16 protein-coding genes are annotated in these 14,613 nt (G+C 69.3%); 6 read left to right on the top strand and 10 right to left on the bottom strand.

All coding sequences use genetic code 11. From position 1 onward, the window contains the following. Window positions 1-152 precede the first annotated feature (152 nt). Window positions 153-740 (top strand): dihydrofolate reductase family protein, encoded by a 588-nt coding sequence (locus FKR81_RS04120; RefSeq protein ID WP_146349540.1) that lies wholly within the window; start codon window positions 153-155, stop codon window positions 738-740. Between the two features lie 41 nt (window positions 741-781). On the opposite strand, the gene FKR81_RS04115 is transcribed toward FKR81_RS04120, so the two are convergent. Next, window positions 782-1,774, bottom strand: a complete 993-nt coding sequence (locus FKR81_RS04115) for an RNA polymerase subunit sigma-70 (protein ID WP_146349539.1) — start codon at window positions 1,772-1,774, stop codon at window positions 782-784. Between the two features lie 344 nt (window positions 1,775-2,118). Here FKR81_RS04115 and FKR81_RS04110 point away from each other — a divergent pair, with 344 nt between their 5' ends. Then, complete coding sequence (locus tag FKR81_RS04110; protein ID WP_186762750.1) at window positions 2,119-2,661, top strand: M23 family metallopeptidase; 543 nt, start codon at window positions 2,119-2,121, stop codon at window positions 2,659-2,661. A gap of 226 nt (window positions 2,662-2,887) precedes the next feature. Here FKR81_RS04110 and FKR81_RS44880 read toward each other — a convergent pair whose 3' ends face one another. Continuing rightward, window positions 2,888-3,211, bottom strand: coding sequence for a recombinase family protein (locus FKR81_RS44880; RefSeq protein WP_235921288.1), 324 nt, complete (start codon window positions 3,209-3,211; stop codon window positions 2,888-2,890). On the opposite strand from FKR81_RS44880, the gene FKR81_RS04100 reads away from it, so the two are divergent. After that, entirely contained in the window at window positions 3,206-4,027 is an 822-nt protein-coding gene (locus tag FKR81_RS04100) for an enoyl-CoA hydratase/isomerase family protein (RefSeq protein WP_146349537.1), read from the top strand. The genes FKR81_RS44880 and FKR81_RS04100 overlap by 6 nt on opposite strands. Window positions 4,028-4,066: 39 nt before the next feature. Here the strand turns inward: FKR81_RS04100 and FKR81_RS04095 are convergent, their stop codons facing one another. From FKR81_RS04095 to FKR81_RS04075, 5 genes are read right to left on the bottom strand one after another with little or no spacing between them, the layout of a single operon-like run. Further along, complete coding sequence (locus FKR81_RS04095) at window positions 4,067-4,837, bottom strand: oxidoreductase (protein ID WP_146349536.1); 771 nt, start codon at window positions 4,835-4,837, stop codon at window positions 4,067-4,069. Window positions 4,838-4,864: 27 nt separating this feature from the next. Continuing rightward, the gene (locus FKR81_RS04090; RefSeq protein ID WP_146349535.1) at window positions 4,865-5,656 is read right to left on the bottom strand and encodes an alpha/beta hydrolase; all 792 of its coding nucleotides are present in this window, start codon (window positions 5,654-5,656) and stop codon (window positions 4,865-4,867) included. Then, window positions 5,653-6,351, bottom strand: coding sequence for an alpha/beta fold hydrolase (locus tag FKR81_RS04085; protein ID WP_146349534.1), 699 nt, complete (start codon window positions 6,349-6,351; stop codon window positions 5,653-5,655). Before FKR81_RS04085 ends, FKR81_RS04090 begins: the two co-directional genes overlap by 4 nt. 39 nt (window positions 6,352-6,390) lie before the next feature. Further along, window positions 6,391-9,138, bottom strand: a complete 2,748-nt coding sequence (locus tag FKR81_RS04080) for a helix-turn-helix transcriptional regulator (protein ID WP_235921279.1) — start codon at window positions 9,136-9,138, stop codon at window positions 6,391-6,393. A 1-nt stretch (window position 9,139) separates the two neighbouring features. After that, complete coding sequence (locus FKR81_RS04075; RefSeq protein WP_146349589.1) at window positions 9,140-9,745, bottom strand: TetR/AcrR family transcriptional regulator; 606 nt, start codon at window positions 9,743-9,745, stop codon at window positions 9,140-9,142. A 140-nt stretch (window positions 9,746-9,885) separates the two neighbouring features. Here FKR81_RS04075 and FKR81_RS04070 point away from each other — a divergent pair, with 140 nt between their 5' ends. The 3 genes from FKR81_RS04070 to FKR81_RS04060 are packed head-to-tail and all read left to right on the top strand — an operon-like array spanning window position 9,886 to window position 12,054. Further along, complete coding sequence (locus tag FKR81_RS04070) at window positions 9,886-10,698, top strand: alpha/beta fold hydrolase (protein WP_186762748.1); 813 nt, start codon at window positions 9,886-9,888, stop codon at window positions 10,696-10,698. A gap of 53 nt (window positions 10,699-10,751) precedes the next feature. Beyond that, window positions 10,752-11,579, top strand: a complete 828-nt coding sequence (locus tag FKR81_RS04065; protein ID WP_146349533.1) for an alpha/beta fold hydrolase — start codon at window positions 10,752-10,754, stop codon at window positions 11,577-11,579. 10 nt (window positions 11,580-11,589) lie between these two features. Further along, window positions 11,590-12,054, top strand: a complete 465-nt coding sequence (locus tag FKR81_RS04060; protein WP_146349532.1) for a hypothetical protein — start codon at window positions 11,590-11,592, stop codon at window positions 12,052-12,054. A 343-nt stretch (window positions 12,055-12,397) separates the two neighbouring features. On the opposite strand, the gene FKR81_RS04055 is transcribed toward FKR81_RS04060, so the two are convergent. From FKR81_RS04055 to FKR81_RS04045, 3 genes are all read right to left on the bottom strand, one after another. Next, a complete protein-coding gene (locus FKR81_RS04055; RefSeq protein WP_146349531.1) occupies window positions 12,398-12,979 on the bottom strand; it encodes a dihydrofolate reductase family protein in 582 nt (193 codons plus the stop codon). A 65-nt stretch (window positions 12,980-13,044) separates the two neighbouring features. Next, the gene (locus FKR81_RS04050) at window positions 13,045-13,866 is read right to left on the bottom strand and encodes an AraC family transcriptional regulator (protein WP_222598173.1); all 822 of its coding nucleotides are present in this window, start codon (window positions 13,864-13,866) and stop codon (window positions 13,045-13,047) included. A 346-nt stretch (window positions 13,867-14,212) separates the two neighbouring features. Beyond that, the gene (locus FKR81_RS04045; RefSeq protein ID WP_146349529.1) at window positions 14,213-14,560 is read right to left on the bottom strand and encodes a peptidase inhibitor family I36 protein; all 348 of its coding nucleotides are present in this window, start codon (window positions 14,558-14,560) and stop codon (window positions 14,213-14,215) included. Between the last annotated feature and the right edge of the window lie 53 nt (window positions 14,561-14,613).

Raw genomic sequence — 14,613 nt, 5'->3', positions numbered from 1 at the left:
ACTGCACCGGCCTGCCTGGCACTATCCGCCTGACGACTCGTCTTCGTCCGTTTTCGGACGTCCCCGAGGTGCTGCGGACGCAGATCGCGCACAGATCAGGTTTTCGCGCCGCGCCCGTCTGTACGTGTGAGATCGACTCACGGGAGGCTGGCATGACGCGGAAACTGATCTTCGGCATGAATGTGACCCTGGACGGCTACATCGCCGCGCCCGGCGACGACCTCGGCTGGAGCGGGGGTGAGGGACCGGACTCGTCGCCGAGCGACGAGCTGTTCCAGTGGTGGTCCGACCGGGTGGCGGCGACGGGCCTGGCGCTGTACGGGCGCAAGCTGTGGGAGACGATGAGCTCCCACTGGCCGACCGCCGACCAGCAGCCCGGCGTCACACCGGCGGCGATCGAGTTCGCCCGCCGCTGGCGGGCCATGCCGAAGGTGGTGTTCTCCTCGACGACCAGCACGGTCGACTGGAACACCCGCCTGGTCACCGGCGACGCGGTCACCGAGATCACCCGGCTCAAGGCCGAGGACGCCGGCCCGATGGACATCGGCGGCGCGACGCTCGCCGGGGCGGCCATGCGGGCCGGGCTGATCGACGAGTACGTGCTGGTCACCGTACCGGTCTTGGTGGGCGGCGGTACGCCGTTCTTCACGGCGCTGGACAGCTGGGTGAACCTGACCCTGGTGGAGACCCGGACGTTTCCCGGCGGCGTGGTGCTGACCCGATACGAGACGAGGCGATGAGCACCCCGTGCGCTGGACTCATCGACGATGGGGACGTGTGATCACAGTGTCGGGGGCAGGTCCAGCCATGGTTTGTCGGAGGCGTCGAATCCGGTGAGCTCGGCGATCTTCCCGTCGACGATGTGCAGGACGGCGATCGCGAACAGCCGGTACTCCGGGTCGGCGGGGGTGCGGAGGTACAGCACGGCGGCAGGCATGCGGTTGACCGTCGTGGCGATACCGCGCCAGTCGTCGTGGCCGCGCTGGAAGAGCCCACCGGAGACCCAGCCGTCCACCGCTTCCTTCGCCGTCATGATCACGGTGCCCGACTCGGGCAGCATCGCGAAACGCAGGTCGTCGCGCAGCAGGGACATCAGCCCGTCGAGGTCGTTGCGCTCATGGGCGTCGATGTACGACTTCACCACGCCGCGCTCGTCGCTTGACAGCTCGTGGGTGGCGGGGCTCCGCCAGTCGAGGCGGCGGCCGGGCAGCTGCTCGCGCATCGTCACGCGCGCCCGCTGCAGTGCGCTGGTCACCGATGCGACGGTCAGCTCGAGGGCGTCGGCGGCCTTCGACGCCGGCCAACCGAGGACGTCGCGCAGGATGAACACCGCCCGCTGCCGCGGCGGCAGGTGCTGGACGGCGACGATGAACGCCAGCTCGATCGTCTCCCGCGCCACCACCGATTCCTGCGGGTCCTCGGGGAGCATCCGGTCGGGGTACGGCTGCAGGTACAACACCTCGGAACCCGACGGTACGGGTGTGCTGTCATTGCGCTTGTCCAGGAAGTCGAGGCAGGCGTTGGTCGCGATCCGGTACAGCCAGGTCCGCAGCGCTGCGTGGCCCTTGAACGACTCCCGCTTGTTCCACGCTCGCAGGAACGTCTCCTGCGTCATGTCCTGGGCGTCCTCGTAGTTCGCGAGCATCCGGTAGCAGTGCACCTGCAGCTCACGCCGGTGGCGCTCCGTGAGGAGCGCGAACCGCGCCGTATCGCCTGAGCGGGCCGCTGCGATGAACGTGGCCTCGTCGGCGCCCAGCGGTCTAGCGTCGGTCATGGTCATCAATCCTTCCACCGGTGCGAGGGGGCCACCAGAACTGACGACGTGGCGGAGGCGGGGACAAATCAGAGTGCCTCACTTCGCATCTCGCGCGTAGACGTACGGGCCGCCGGAGCCTCCAATCCGCTTCGACAGAGCGCCGAAGGTCAACGCGAGTGCCTGCGCGTCGCAGCGGGCAGACCGAACCGCGGCGGCTTCGACCTTGGTTGCTCGTTGTTCTCAGGACCTGTCGGGTCTCGGCCATCGGCCCCACGATGTCTGCGCTCACAGAGGGACCTTGCAGATTCCTTGCACCACCGGTGAAAGGAATCTGCAAGTCGCGCGCGACAACGTTGCGGTCCATGAGAACCCTGACTATGATCGCCGCCGCGGCGATGTCACTCAGTTTGTTGAGCGCGCCCGCGGAGGCCGCTCCCGCCAGTCCGTTCAGCCTTCCGTACCAGCCGGGTACCACTCACTTGGTGACCCAGGGCTTCGGCGGCAGCTCCCACAACTCCGGTCCCTACACCTGGCACGGCGTCGACTTCGCGATGGCCAGCGGAACCCCGGTTCTGACGACGATGCCCGGCACCGTGCACTCGTCGACGTTGAGCCAGGGATGGGGCCACACGATCGTCATCAAGCACTACGGCGACGTGTGCAGCCGGTACGCACACCTGTCGCGCAGGGTGCACCCGCCGGTCGGCGGACAGGTCGGTCGCGGCGCACTGATCGGCTATTCCGGCAACACCGGCAACTCCACCGGCCCGCACCTGCACTTCCAGATCCAGAAGTGCTCGGACAACAGGACGATCTACTGGAACGGGTTCAAGGAGTACCCAGGTCTGCGCGCGGACGACAACTACATCCGCGGCAGGCGGCTCACGAGCCAGAACCGTCCCTAGTGCGGTGACACGGAGGCAGTCCAGTGAATCCAGGTCACGGAAGCCTGGGACGTGCGGCAGGCTGCTGTCCTTCGGGGTAGAAGAGTCATCAATGCACGTCAGAGGCATGCTCGCCTATCCGTAACCCGGTCCCGCAGGCCCACGCATCACAGGAAGTGACCACAGTCCGTCAGCTGACCTCAGGCAGTTCGAGGCGTAGGGACAACAGCAAGTCACTCTCCGACATTCACTTGTCCCTCGGCTTCCTGCGAAGCCGAGGGACAAGTCGTTTCATGGCCGCGACGTTGCCGGGGTCGAACAACGTCTCGTGCTTCGTCCACCGTCCGAAGAACGCGTAGCCCGTGTATCGCGGGTTCTCCAGGATCGCCCGCACGGTGCTGCCCTGCCAGCCGTCGCCGAGCCGATGGCGGTTACGTCGCTCCGGTCGGCGAGAAGGAGGAACATGTCGCGTGGGCCATGCACAACGTGACGCCCCATCTCCAGTTCGGGCTCCCCGCCCACATGTCCCGGTGACGACAGCACTCGTGCGAACAACGAGGTCCCCATGGATTACGACACGCTCACCGTCCGCGCGGAAGATGCCGTCCTGTTCGCGGGCATCAGAAACCGTCCCATGAACCTCCTGGGCCCCGAACTGGTCCGTGATCTGGTCGCCCTCCTGCAGCGAACCGAGGCCGACGACACCACCAAGGTGCTCGTGTTCACCAGCGAGGACCCCGACTACTTCATCTCCCACGTCGACGTGACCCGGATCGCGGAGTACCGGGCGGAGGCCGCGAAGTTGGTCGGCGAGCCCTCGATCGCGCTGCTGTTCCGTCACCTGAGCGCGAGCCGCCTGGTCACCATCGCGCAGATCGAGGGGCGGGTACGCGGTGCGGGCAACGAGTTCGCGCTGGCCTGCGACATGCAGTTCGCCGCGCGCGAGTCGGCGATCTTCGGTCAGTTCGAGCCCGCGTTCGGCCTGCTCCCCGGAGGAGGCGCCACCCAGCACCTCGTGCGCCTCATGGGACGCAACAGGGCGCTCGAGGTCATGTTGAGCGCGCAGGACTACGACGCGGAACTGGCGGAACGGTACGGCTGGATCAACCGGGCGATGCCCGCCGGCGAGATCGGCGACTTCGTCCGCGCACTCGCCCACCGCATCGCCGGCTTTCCCGGCTCAGGCCACGTCGCGGTCAAGAACCGGGTCAACGCGATAGCGCTCGCACCGGTCGAGGACTTCCGCCGCGACTCCGACATCTTCGGAGACGGTGTCCGCGACTCGGAGGCGCAGAGCCGAATCCGAGCTGCCGTGGAGCGCGGTTTCCAAACCAGAGACGCGGAAATGGACCTCGCCCGGATGCTCGGCGACCTGCCGCACCACTGAGTCCTTCCGCCTCGGCGGCCGGGAGGCGTTCGGGCGCTGTCACAGGGTGGTGATCAGGCCGCCGTCGATGACGATGTCGGCCCCGGTGACGTTCGCGGTGCGGTCGCTGGCGAGCAGCAGCACCAGGTCCGCGACCTCGTCCGGTCTGGTGAACCTGCCGGTCACCGCGTCGCGCGCGGCGTGTTCGGCCACCGCCCGCGCGTCTCCGCCGCCGGCCTGGGCGACGGTGGCCGCGACGCCGTTGTCGCCCAGCCACAGGTCGGTGCTCACCGGGCCTGGACTGATGGTGTTGACCCGGATGCCGCGCGGACCGACCTCTTTGGACAGTGCCTTGGAGAAGCTGGCGACGGCTGCCTTCGCCGCGCTGTAGTCGATGACCAGCGGGTCGGGGAGCGACGAGTTCACCGAGGCGATGGTGATGATGCCACCGGCTCCGCGCTCGAGCAGATGCGGCAGCGCGGCGCGGGTGGTGCGGACGGCGGACAGGAGGTTGATGGTCAGTGCCGAGATCCAGTCTTCGTCGGTGACCGACAGGAATCCGCCGATGCGTGGAGTGGCCGCGCCGACGTTGTTGACCAGCAGATCCAGGCCACCGAAGGCCGACACCGCCGCGTCGACGAGCAGCGCCGGACCTTCCGGCGTGGCCAGGTCCACCTCGACTGGGTGGACCGCGGCGAGCTCGGGGCCCGGTTTGCGGGCGCCGGCAACGACTTCGACGCCTTCCTCGGCCAATGCACGAGTGATGGCCAGTCCGATGCCTCTGCTCGCACCGGTCACCACGGCGATCTTTCCGGACAGGTGGAGGTCCACAGTGCCCCTTTCAGCGGCTGGCGTGGCTCAGAGGGAGTGCTTGCGCAACCAGGACAGCGTGGCGTCGGCCACGTCGCGCCAGCCGTGGTCGATCGTCAACGAGTGCGCCCGATCGGGAAACTCCACGAGGTCGGTCACCGCGTCGGAGTGCCGGTACTGCTTGAGGGTCGCCCGCGTGACGGATTCGGGCACGGTGTGGTCGCGACCGCCGGTGACGAGCAGCAACGGCCCGCGCATCTCGTTCGAGGTGTTCACCTCGGCCGGCGAGTGCGGGTTGAAGTTGGCAGCGGCCGCCTCGAACAGGGGCTTGCCGGGCGCCGGAATCGTCCAGCGTTCGAACAGCTCCCGCGACTCCTCCGCGCTGATCGCGTTGCCGAACGCGTACCGGAACTGCTCGGCGGTCAGCGAGACGGCCCTGTTCTTGTTGGCGGGATTCTTGAAGACCGGCAGCGTGGCGCGCAACGCCGACAGCGGCAACGGCAGCACTCCCTTGATCTGGGCGGCGTCGATCGCCACCGCGGCCGCGGCGAGATCCTGGCCGAGGAGCTTCTGGGCGATCATGCCGCCGAAGGAGTGGCCGATCAGGATCGGCTTGGCAGGCAACGCGCTGATGATCTTCGCGTAGTGCTCCACGACGTCGTCGATGCCGTGCCCGGCAACGCTCTCCGGGTGGGCGCGGGCCTCCTCGACGGTGTCGGGTTCGCCCGGCCACCCCGGAGCGGCCGGGTCGTAGCCGGCCTCGCGGAACAGGGCTGACCAGGGGGTCCAGGACGTGGCGTGCAGCCACAGTCCGTGAATGAGGAGAACGGGCGTGGTCATCGATGCCTCCTGCTCAGTGCGGTCACGGCGCCGCGGATGTGCGCCACGACCTCGTCCGGCCGCGCACGGGCAACGGCGTGGCAGGCGTCGACCTCGACCGTGTCGGCGTCCGCTCGCCGGGCCATGAAGCGCTGTGTGTCGGGATGGATCGCCCGGTCGCCGTTGGCGACGACGAACCAGGACGGCAGCGTCCGCCACGCCGCGGTGGTGACCGGTTCCTCGAACGCGGTCGCGGCGATCGGGCGTTGCGCGACGGCCGGCCACCCGTCGTCGGAGCCGAAGAGTTCGCAGTGGCCGGCGGTGGTCAGGTACAGCTCCGCGCCGACCGGCCGCAGGACTGGCCCCAGGAAGGTGGTCGTCAGGTCCAGCAGGCGTTCGCCCTCGGCCGGCGCGTAGGCGGCCACGTAGACGAGACCGACGACGTTGCCTGGTCGTGCTCCCGACTCGGTGATGACCGCTCCCCCGTACGCGTGCCCGACCAGCACCAGCGGACCGTCGATGGCGGCGGCAACGCTCGTGAGGTACGCGGCGTCGTCCGCTATGCCGCGCAACGGGTTCGCCACCGCGGCGACCTCGACGCCACTGCCCTGCAGACCGGTGATCACCCCTGCCCAGCTCGACGCGTCGGTGAACGCGCCGTGCACCAGCAGCACGGTCGGGGTGCTTCCGTTGACGAACGCCGGGCGGGGGTCCACCACGTGAACGTAGGTACTGGCCGGGCGCCTTCGCTTGCGTCACATGACGGTCATCCGCAACGCCGTGTTCAGCTCGGACCTCGAGGTGATGCCGAGCTTGGGGAAGATGCGGTGCAGGTGGGAGCTGACGGTCCGGTGCGACAGGTACAGCCGCTGGCCGACCTCGCGGTTGGTGAGGCCTTCCGCGACCATCTGGGCGATCTGCAGCTCCTGCGGGGTGAGCCGGTCACGGGCGTCGGACGTGCGGTGGCGACTCGTCTCACCGGAAGCGCGCAGCTCCTGGCGGGCGCACTCGCTCCAGGGGATGACACCGAGCGCGTCGAAGGCGTTCCGGGCGGCGCGCAGCGGCGCACGGGACTCCGCGGGCCGACGCCTGCGACGCAGCCATCCGCCGTACGCCAGCTGGGTGCGTGCCCTGGTGAAGGACCACCGGGGCATGTCCTCGCGCAACGCGGCCTCGTACAAGGCCTCCGCAGAGGTGTCATCGGCCAGCACGGCCCGCGCGTGGCGCAGACCGGCGTGCAGGGCGGGCGACGACGTCACGCGAGCCAGTTGCTCCACGTCCGCGAGGACGTCACGCACCTGCTCGTGCCGACCGCCGTGCGCCGCCGCCTCCGCGAGATCCCCGATGGCGAAGCAGCGCAGCGCGACGTGAAAGGCCGGATCGGCCGGATCGTGCATGCGGCACAGGTGTTCGTAGGCTTCGGCGTAGCGCCCGCTGCCGAGCGCGGCCAGTCCCCGCGCGTGCTGCACCGTGGCCAGCACCGGACGTGCCCCGGCGGGTGCGCTCATCCGCTCGGCCTCCGCGGCGAGGTTCTCGGCGGTCTCCTCGTCACCGCGCAGCGCCGCGAGCATCGCCTCGGTGACCCTGGCGGTCGCGTGCATCATCGGCTGCATGGTCTCGCTCGCCAGCCTGCCCGCTTCCTCGGCGGCAGGAATGGCCACGCTCAGTTCGCCGAGGTGTGCGGCGCTCCACGCCTGCGCCGCCAGGCACCGCGCCAGCACGCCGAGCCTCCCCTGCGCCCGCAGCTCATCGATCGCCGTGGCACAGAATCCGGTCGCGAGGTCGAAGGCGCCTACCAGCATCGCCGCGTCGGCGAGACGGGCGGCTCGCCGACGCGAAACGGTCAGGTGGCGCAGACGATCGAGCACCACCGCGCCCCGCTCGATCGGTGCCGCGAAGACGAGGATCGCGAGCAGCCGCCCGTCGTCAGGCTCGATCGGCAGCCGTTCAGCCGCGGCCACCACCTCCTGCCGCGCGGCTCGGCCCGGTTCGGTCCAGAAGCAGCGCAACGCCGCGCTCCACAACACTTTCAGCGCAAGATCGACCTCGCCGTCGGCCACGGCCCGCCCAGCCAGCTCGGTGAGCGACCGCGGCCCGGCTCCGATGCTGCGGATGCCGTCGTCGAACCGCTCCCGGATCCACTCGATCCTGGCCCGCTGCCGCACCGGCAGCTCGATCCCACCAGCCTGGTCGAGGAGCCGGACGACGACGTCGTGACGTCCCAGCTCGAACGCGAGCTCGGCCCCGCGCAGCAGCCGCTCGCCCCGACGGACGGGGTCGATGCTCAGTGCCGCGGCACGGTCCAAGGCCGTGACGGCGGCCTCCATGCCACCGCGACGGTGTGCGTTCGCGGCCGCGACGTCGAGTGCGGCCGCGACGTCCTCGTCGGGCCCGGCGGCCGAGGCCGCCCGATGCCACACCTTCCGATCTTCGTCGCCACGCACGACATCGGCCAGCGAACGGTGCACGAGGTGTCGCTGCCCGATGGTCGACCGCTGGCGAATCGCCGTGCGCATCAACGGATGCCGGAACCAGACGCGTTCTTCGTCGACATCGATCAGCTGACCATCGATCGCCGGCACGAGGTCGTCCACGCCGATCCGCTCCCCGTCCGCGAGCGAAGCGGCGTCCACCACCTCCGTCAACAGGTCACCGTCGTTCAACGCGGCTACCAGCAACATCAACCGAGTCGAGGTCGGCAGCCCGGACACGCGAGCGGCGAACGCCTGCACCAGGCGCGTGGTCAGCGGTAACCAGGCGGTCCCCGCGCCCGCCTGCCCCGCGGTGAGTGGCAATTCAACGAGCGCCAACGGGTTGCCGTCCGCTTCGGCCAGCACCCGCTCCCGGACGGCGGGCGGCAAGCCCGGTGCACGTGCGTCGAGCAGCGTTGCGGCCGCCGTCCTGTCCAGCCGCCGCAGTGGCAGCTCCGGCAATCCGGCATCGGCCAACGGGCAGGCGAACCCGTCCCGCAACGCCGCGAGCAGCACGACCGGCTCGAACTCCAGCCGCCGTGCGACGAACGCCAGCACGTCCGCGCTCGCCGGGTCGAGCCACTGAGCGTCCTCGACCACCAGCAGCATCGGCGTGCGCGCTGCCGCGTCACCCATCAGGTTCAGCGTCGCGAGCGCGATGAGGTGCAGGTCCGGGGCGACGACGTCGGACCTGCCGAACGCCGCGAGCACGGCGTCGCGCTGCGGCCCCGGCAACGCGGCGACGTCGTCGAGAACGGGCCGCAACAGCTGGTACAGCCCGGCGAACGGGATTCGAGCCTCGGACTCCACCCCGGTGGTCCCCAGCACCCGCACGCCGTGGCCGGCCGCCGCACGGCCGGTTTCCAGCAGCAACGCCGACTTGCCGATCCCGGCCTCGCCGCGCACGACCACCGCTCCACCCCGCTCGCGGATCCGGTCGATCGCGCTGCCGAGCAGCCGCATCTCCCCCACCCGCCCAACGAGTGGCGCACTGTCCTGGGTTGCCAGGTCCGGGAACGTCGGCACGGGCACATCAAACACCTGTCGTGGTGCCCGATGGTGTCCCGAGGGCGACGTCGATCAGAGTGGCCGCTGCTCGACGGGCGTCCGTGATGACCTCGGTGTCGTTGACCGAGGCCGACAGGGCGTTGGCCCCCTCGAAGATCACGGCCAGCTGCCTGCCCAATGCCATCGGGTCCGCGGCACCCGCTTCGGCCGCCGTGGCGACGAGCCGGTCTCGGAACGCGCGCTTGTGCCGTTCGACCACTCGGGCCACCTGCGGGAGCTCGCCCGCTCCTTCGACGGCGGCGTTGTGGAACGGGCATCCGCGGACGAGTGAGCGCGTGGCCTCCTCGAGCGGGGTGAAGATCGCCAGCAGGCGCTCGGCGGCCGCCAGGTCGGTGCGGTCCAGCTCGGTCTCGGCAGCGAGGGGGGCGTCTGCCTCGAACCGCAGCAGGTAGGCCTCCACCAACGCATTCTTGCTCTCGAAGTGCTGGTAGAAGGTCCGCGGCGACACATGTGCGGCCTCTATCAATGCCGCCACACCGGTCGCGTGGATGCCGCGTGAGTAGAACAGCTCCTGCGCTGCTTTCAAGATCCGCTCCCGCGCTCCGCGGCCTCCGCGAGCGGCTGTCTTCATCGTCACACCACCAAGTATAGCGATTGCTTTACTTCACGGGCATACGTCAGCCCGCGCAGGTGTTGAGTAAATCGATCGCTATACCTGTGAGGCGAGAAGGAGCAGCAGCAACCCACCCTCAAGAAGCAGGAGACACCACCATGTTCACCTCCGTTCGCAAGATGATCGCGCTTGGCGCCGGTCTCGCGGCCGTCGTCGGTGTGCTGAGCGCCGCGACCGCGTCGGGTGCGGCCGACCACGGCAACAGCCGCACCAAGCCGACCGTCGTCCTGGTGCACGGCGCGTTCGCCGACTCGTCCAGCTGGAACGGCGTCGTCACCCGGTTGCGCCGCGACGGCTACCCGGTGGTCGCCGCGGCGAACCCGTTGCGCGGCCTGGCTTCCGACGCCGCCTACGTCGACGCGACGCTGCGCACCATCACCGGCCCCGTCGTGCTCGTGGGCCACTCCTACGGCGGCACGGTCATCACCAACGCCGCCCGCGGCAACGCCGGGGTCAAGGCTCTCGTCTACGTCGCGGGATTCGCCCCGGACAACGGTGAGACGCCCAACCAGATTCAGACCAGGTTCCCCGGCAGCACCCTGGGTGAGACCCTCGAACCCATCCCGCTGGGCAACGGCGCGGTGGACCTCCGAGTCCGTCAGGACTCGTTCCCGCAGCAGTTCGCCGCCGACGCTCCCCTGCAGGACGCGCAACTCGCGGCCGTCGCGCAGCGACCCATCAACGCCGCCGCGTTCGACGAACCGTCCGGCGCACCGGCGTGGCAGTCGATCCGGTCGTACTTCCTGATCCCGACCGGCGACAAGAGCATCACGCCCGCCGCGCACCAGTTCATGGCCGCACGCGCCAAGGGCGTCACGGTGACCGTCGCCGGTGCCTCGCACGCCGTGCTCCTCTCCCGGCCCGACATCACCGCCCGGCTGATCGAACGCGCAGCCCAGGAAACCAGCTGAACGACGCGACATCCGGCGGGGCCACCCCGCCGGATCACTGAAAGGGCAGAGACATGAGCGAGATCAGGCCCAGGTTCCGGACCATGGACGGACTGTCCATCCGGTACGCCGAGAGCAGCGAGAGCGGGGGCGCCGAGGCGCTGCTGCTGAGCCCGTGGCCGGAAAGCCTGTACGCCTACGACGCGACCTGGTCGCGCCTCGCCGAGCACGCCCGCCTGGTCGCAGTGGACCTGCCGGGGTTCGGGCACTCCGAGCTTCGCGAGGACCTGTTGTCCCCCAAGGCGATGAGCGAGTTCATCGTGCGGATCGCCGACGAGCTCGGGCTGGAGAAGCCGCACGTGGTCGGCCCGGACATCGGCACCAGCGCGGTGCTGTTCGCCGCGGCTCAGCACCCGGACCGGTTCCGCACCGTCGTCGTCGGTACGGGCGGAGCTGCGGTCCCGCTGGACCTGGGGAGCCCGCTGGACGACTGGGTACGCGCCGAGGACCTGGCGCCGTATCGGGCATTGGGCCCCAAGGACGTCGTGACGATCGCGATCAACACGATCGAGGGCTACGAGCTGCCCGACGTCGTGCGCGAGGACTACCTCGCCTCCTACTGGGGTCAGCGATTCGTCGACCAGATGCCGTACGTCCGGGCATATCCCGCCGAGCTCCCGATCCTCGGCGAGCTGCTGCCCACCATCGCCACGCCGGTGCAGGTCATCTCCGGAGCCAAGGACGCGGTGGTACCCGTGTCCAACGCTCAGTACCTGCACGAACGCCTGCCCAACAGCAGGCTCGACGTCGTCGACGCCGGCCACTTCGTCTGGGAGGAAGGCGCGAACGACTACGCCCGCATCGTCACCACCTGGTGGCAGTCGAACCGGAACACCGAGTGAGGAGCAAGAAATGTCCACCATCAACCTCAAGAAGACGACCACCGCGACACCCGAGCAGTTCGTCGCCGCGCTCACCGACTTCGGACCGGGCCGCGCGGAGCTCTTCCCGAACAGCCACGACGAGTACCTCCAGGTGCACGCCCAGGGCAACCACCAGGCCGACGTGACGGAAGGCTCCGGCGGCGTCTGGGAACGTCTGCACTACGACTGGTCCGACGGCGACCGCGTCGTCATCACGACCACCGACTCCAACGTGTGGGGCGGCCGCTCCGGCTACAGCTACACCTTCACTCGGCTGACCACCGGGACGACCAACGTGGACGCCGTCGTCGTGCGCGAGGGCAAGAACCTCAAGGGGCGGTTGCTGGGAGTCGTGCTCGGCACGATCGGCAAACACGTCCTCGTCAACGCCTTCGAAAAGACCATCAACGCGATCGAAGCTCGGAACACCGCAGCACAAGCGTTGTCCGAGTGAGTCCTGTCCCTGCCGTGCACCCGGAAGGCCGTGTCTGTTCGAGCAACACGGCGAAACCGCGGCACGACGGGAATGACAGGTCGTAGGAGGCGGCACCGCGCACCGGTGGCCGCCTCCTCGTCGAGGTGCCAAGCCACCGCTCCGGCTACACGTCCCGCCCGGCCTTGGTGGCGCACAGGTTCAGATCCGGCACCGAAGCTGCGCGGCCTGCCCACCACAGGGCCCACGCCGTGATCGATCTGTCCACCTGCGCCGCCACAGCGACCACTTTGGACAGTGACACGACGGAAACCGGCAACCAGTGATCTCGAGTGGACTTCTTCGCGTACCCCGCTCAGATCGGTCAGCGGCGCACCCGACAGCGCAGGTGAAGCACCCGGTTGCCCTGAATCACCACGTCAGGATCCTCCAACAGGTGCTGCGCGTCGACCGACCCGAAGTAGCGCTTGCCGGACCCGAACACCACGGGTACGACGTCCATGCGCACCTCGTCGACCAGACCCGCGGCAAGCACCTGGCCACCGACGTCGCCAGCGGCGACCTCGACCAAGCGGTCACCCGCAAGTTCCTGCGCCTTGGCCACGGCTGCCTCGACGCCGTCGACGAAGTGAAACGGCGCCTCGGGGTCCCAGCCCTCGGGCTGCGGCCGGTGCGTCACGACGACCACGTGGTCGATCCCGCTCGGAGGCTTCCCGTCCCAGCCGTCCGTCATGTCGAAGACGTGGCGGCCGGCGATCGTCACCCCGATCTGGTCCCAGTACGACCGGGTGTAGTCGTAGGAGGTCTGCGACACCTTCAACGCGCCGCTCTCGTCCAACGGGACGTCACCGCTGGACAACCAGTCGAACAGCGGTCCGGGCTGGTCGTTCTCGTCCGCGACGAAGCCGTCCACCGACACCGAGCCGTACATGACCACCTTGCCCACGAGGCTCTCCTCTGCTTTGGGGTGCCCCAAATTAGCGTGTCGTGAGCTGTCGCTCTTGTAAGAAATCAATCGGCAGGCAGCGGCCAGCCGTCCAGCGCGTGGCCCGGATGTTCGCGCAGGAACCGCCGCCGGACTTCGACGTACCGGGTCGGCGTGAGCCCGGTGAACGCCCGGAACTCGTGGCCGAAGTGGGCCTGGTCGAAGTAGCCTGCGCCACCGGCGAGGTCGCCCCAGTCGATCGGTCCGGCGGGGTTGATCGCGAACACGGTGGCGGTGAAGCGGTAGGTGCGGGCCAGCCGCTTCGGCGTGACGCCGATGAGCTCCTTGAACCGCTGTGCCAGATGAGTGCTGCTGACACCGGATGCCACGCTCAGGTCGCCGATCGCCACCGCCCCGCTGGTCGCCGCGATGACGCTGCTCGTGTGGCGGACCAGCCCCAGGCCGGCGGTCTCGCACAGCCGTCGCATCAGCTCCTCCTCGAGCAGCGTCAGCATGTCGTGCGGTCCGTCCGCCGCGGCCAGCCGGTCTCGCAGCTCAGCAGTGGCGGGCCGGCCCCAAACCTGCTCCACCGTCACCGGCCGGTCACACAGCTCGGCTGAGGGCATCGGCAAGAACGGCGCCAGCCCCCACGGCTTGAAGTGCACGCCGACGGACCGGGTCCGGAGTGGGTAGCCGAACTCCCACGCGCGGGTGGGCACGGTGACCACGCAGCCGTCGGTGTACTCGGCCGTCTCGATGCCGGTGCCGGCGCGGATGCGGAACGGCGCCCCGAGGTTGACGATGAGCAACGCCGACGGCGCCGCCGGCAGCGTCAGCCGGGCGTACGGCGGCGCACCCTCCAGGTAGTAGAGGTCGTCGATCAGCCCGTCCAGCGGCGGTCGCGGCACTCTGGACACGTACTCCACGCCCACAGCATCGCCGACGCCCGCCGGCATCGCGCGCCGGGATGGTCCATTTCAGCGAGCGGCTGGCCTTTTCGGCGAGCGCCATCAGCGACTCGGGACGGTGTTCAACGGCGCCACCGCGTGGATCGTCCAGTACTGGATCCGCAAGGCCGGCCGCGAGCCCGCCGAGGATGAGCTGGAGCCGATCACCAGGGCGTACTGGGAGGCTGGTCGACGGTCAGCGCCGCCGACTACCCGGACTCCCGCTACCGCAGCCATCCCCGTGCCACGGGAATCGTCTGGCCTGGTCGAGCGGCGGCCACCTCTCAGTTGATCGACTCCGACGATGTCACCCGTAGAGGAAGTACGAGGACAGCGTGTTGTCGTTCGGCCTGGGCGTGGCCAGCGAGACCTTCGCACCTCGGCGCACGATCCCGTTGATGTCCTGCCAGCCGAACCCGTTGAGGTCGGGATCCTGGAAGAGGTGCAGGTCCATGCCGGTGTTGTTGATGATCGAGGACACCCGGTCGTCCGCGCGCGGCGCCATCCGGCGCACCACCATCCGGTCGGAGACGACCAGCCGCCCGGTGTAGTCGGCTCCGTCGTACAGGCAATACCTGCCGTCCGGGCAGCTCGGCGCCGCGGATGCGCCCGGCGCCACGGCCACAGCCAGTCCGGCGGCCACTGCCGCTGCCATTGCGATGCGGCTTTGTGCTTTCACGACAGCTCTTCCGATCTCTTGTGGTTCAA

The sequence above is a fragment of the Lentzea tibetensis genome, assembly GCF_007845675.1.
GTDB lineage: Bacteria > Actinomycetota > Actinomycetes > Mycobacteriales > Pseudonocardiaceae > Lentzea > Lentzea tibetensis.
The sequence above is the reverse complement of the archived record's forward strand: the minus strand, read 5'-3'. Positions and strand labels throughout refer to the sequence as shown.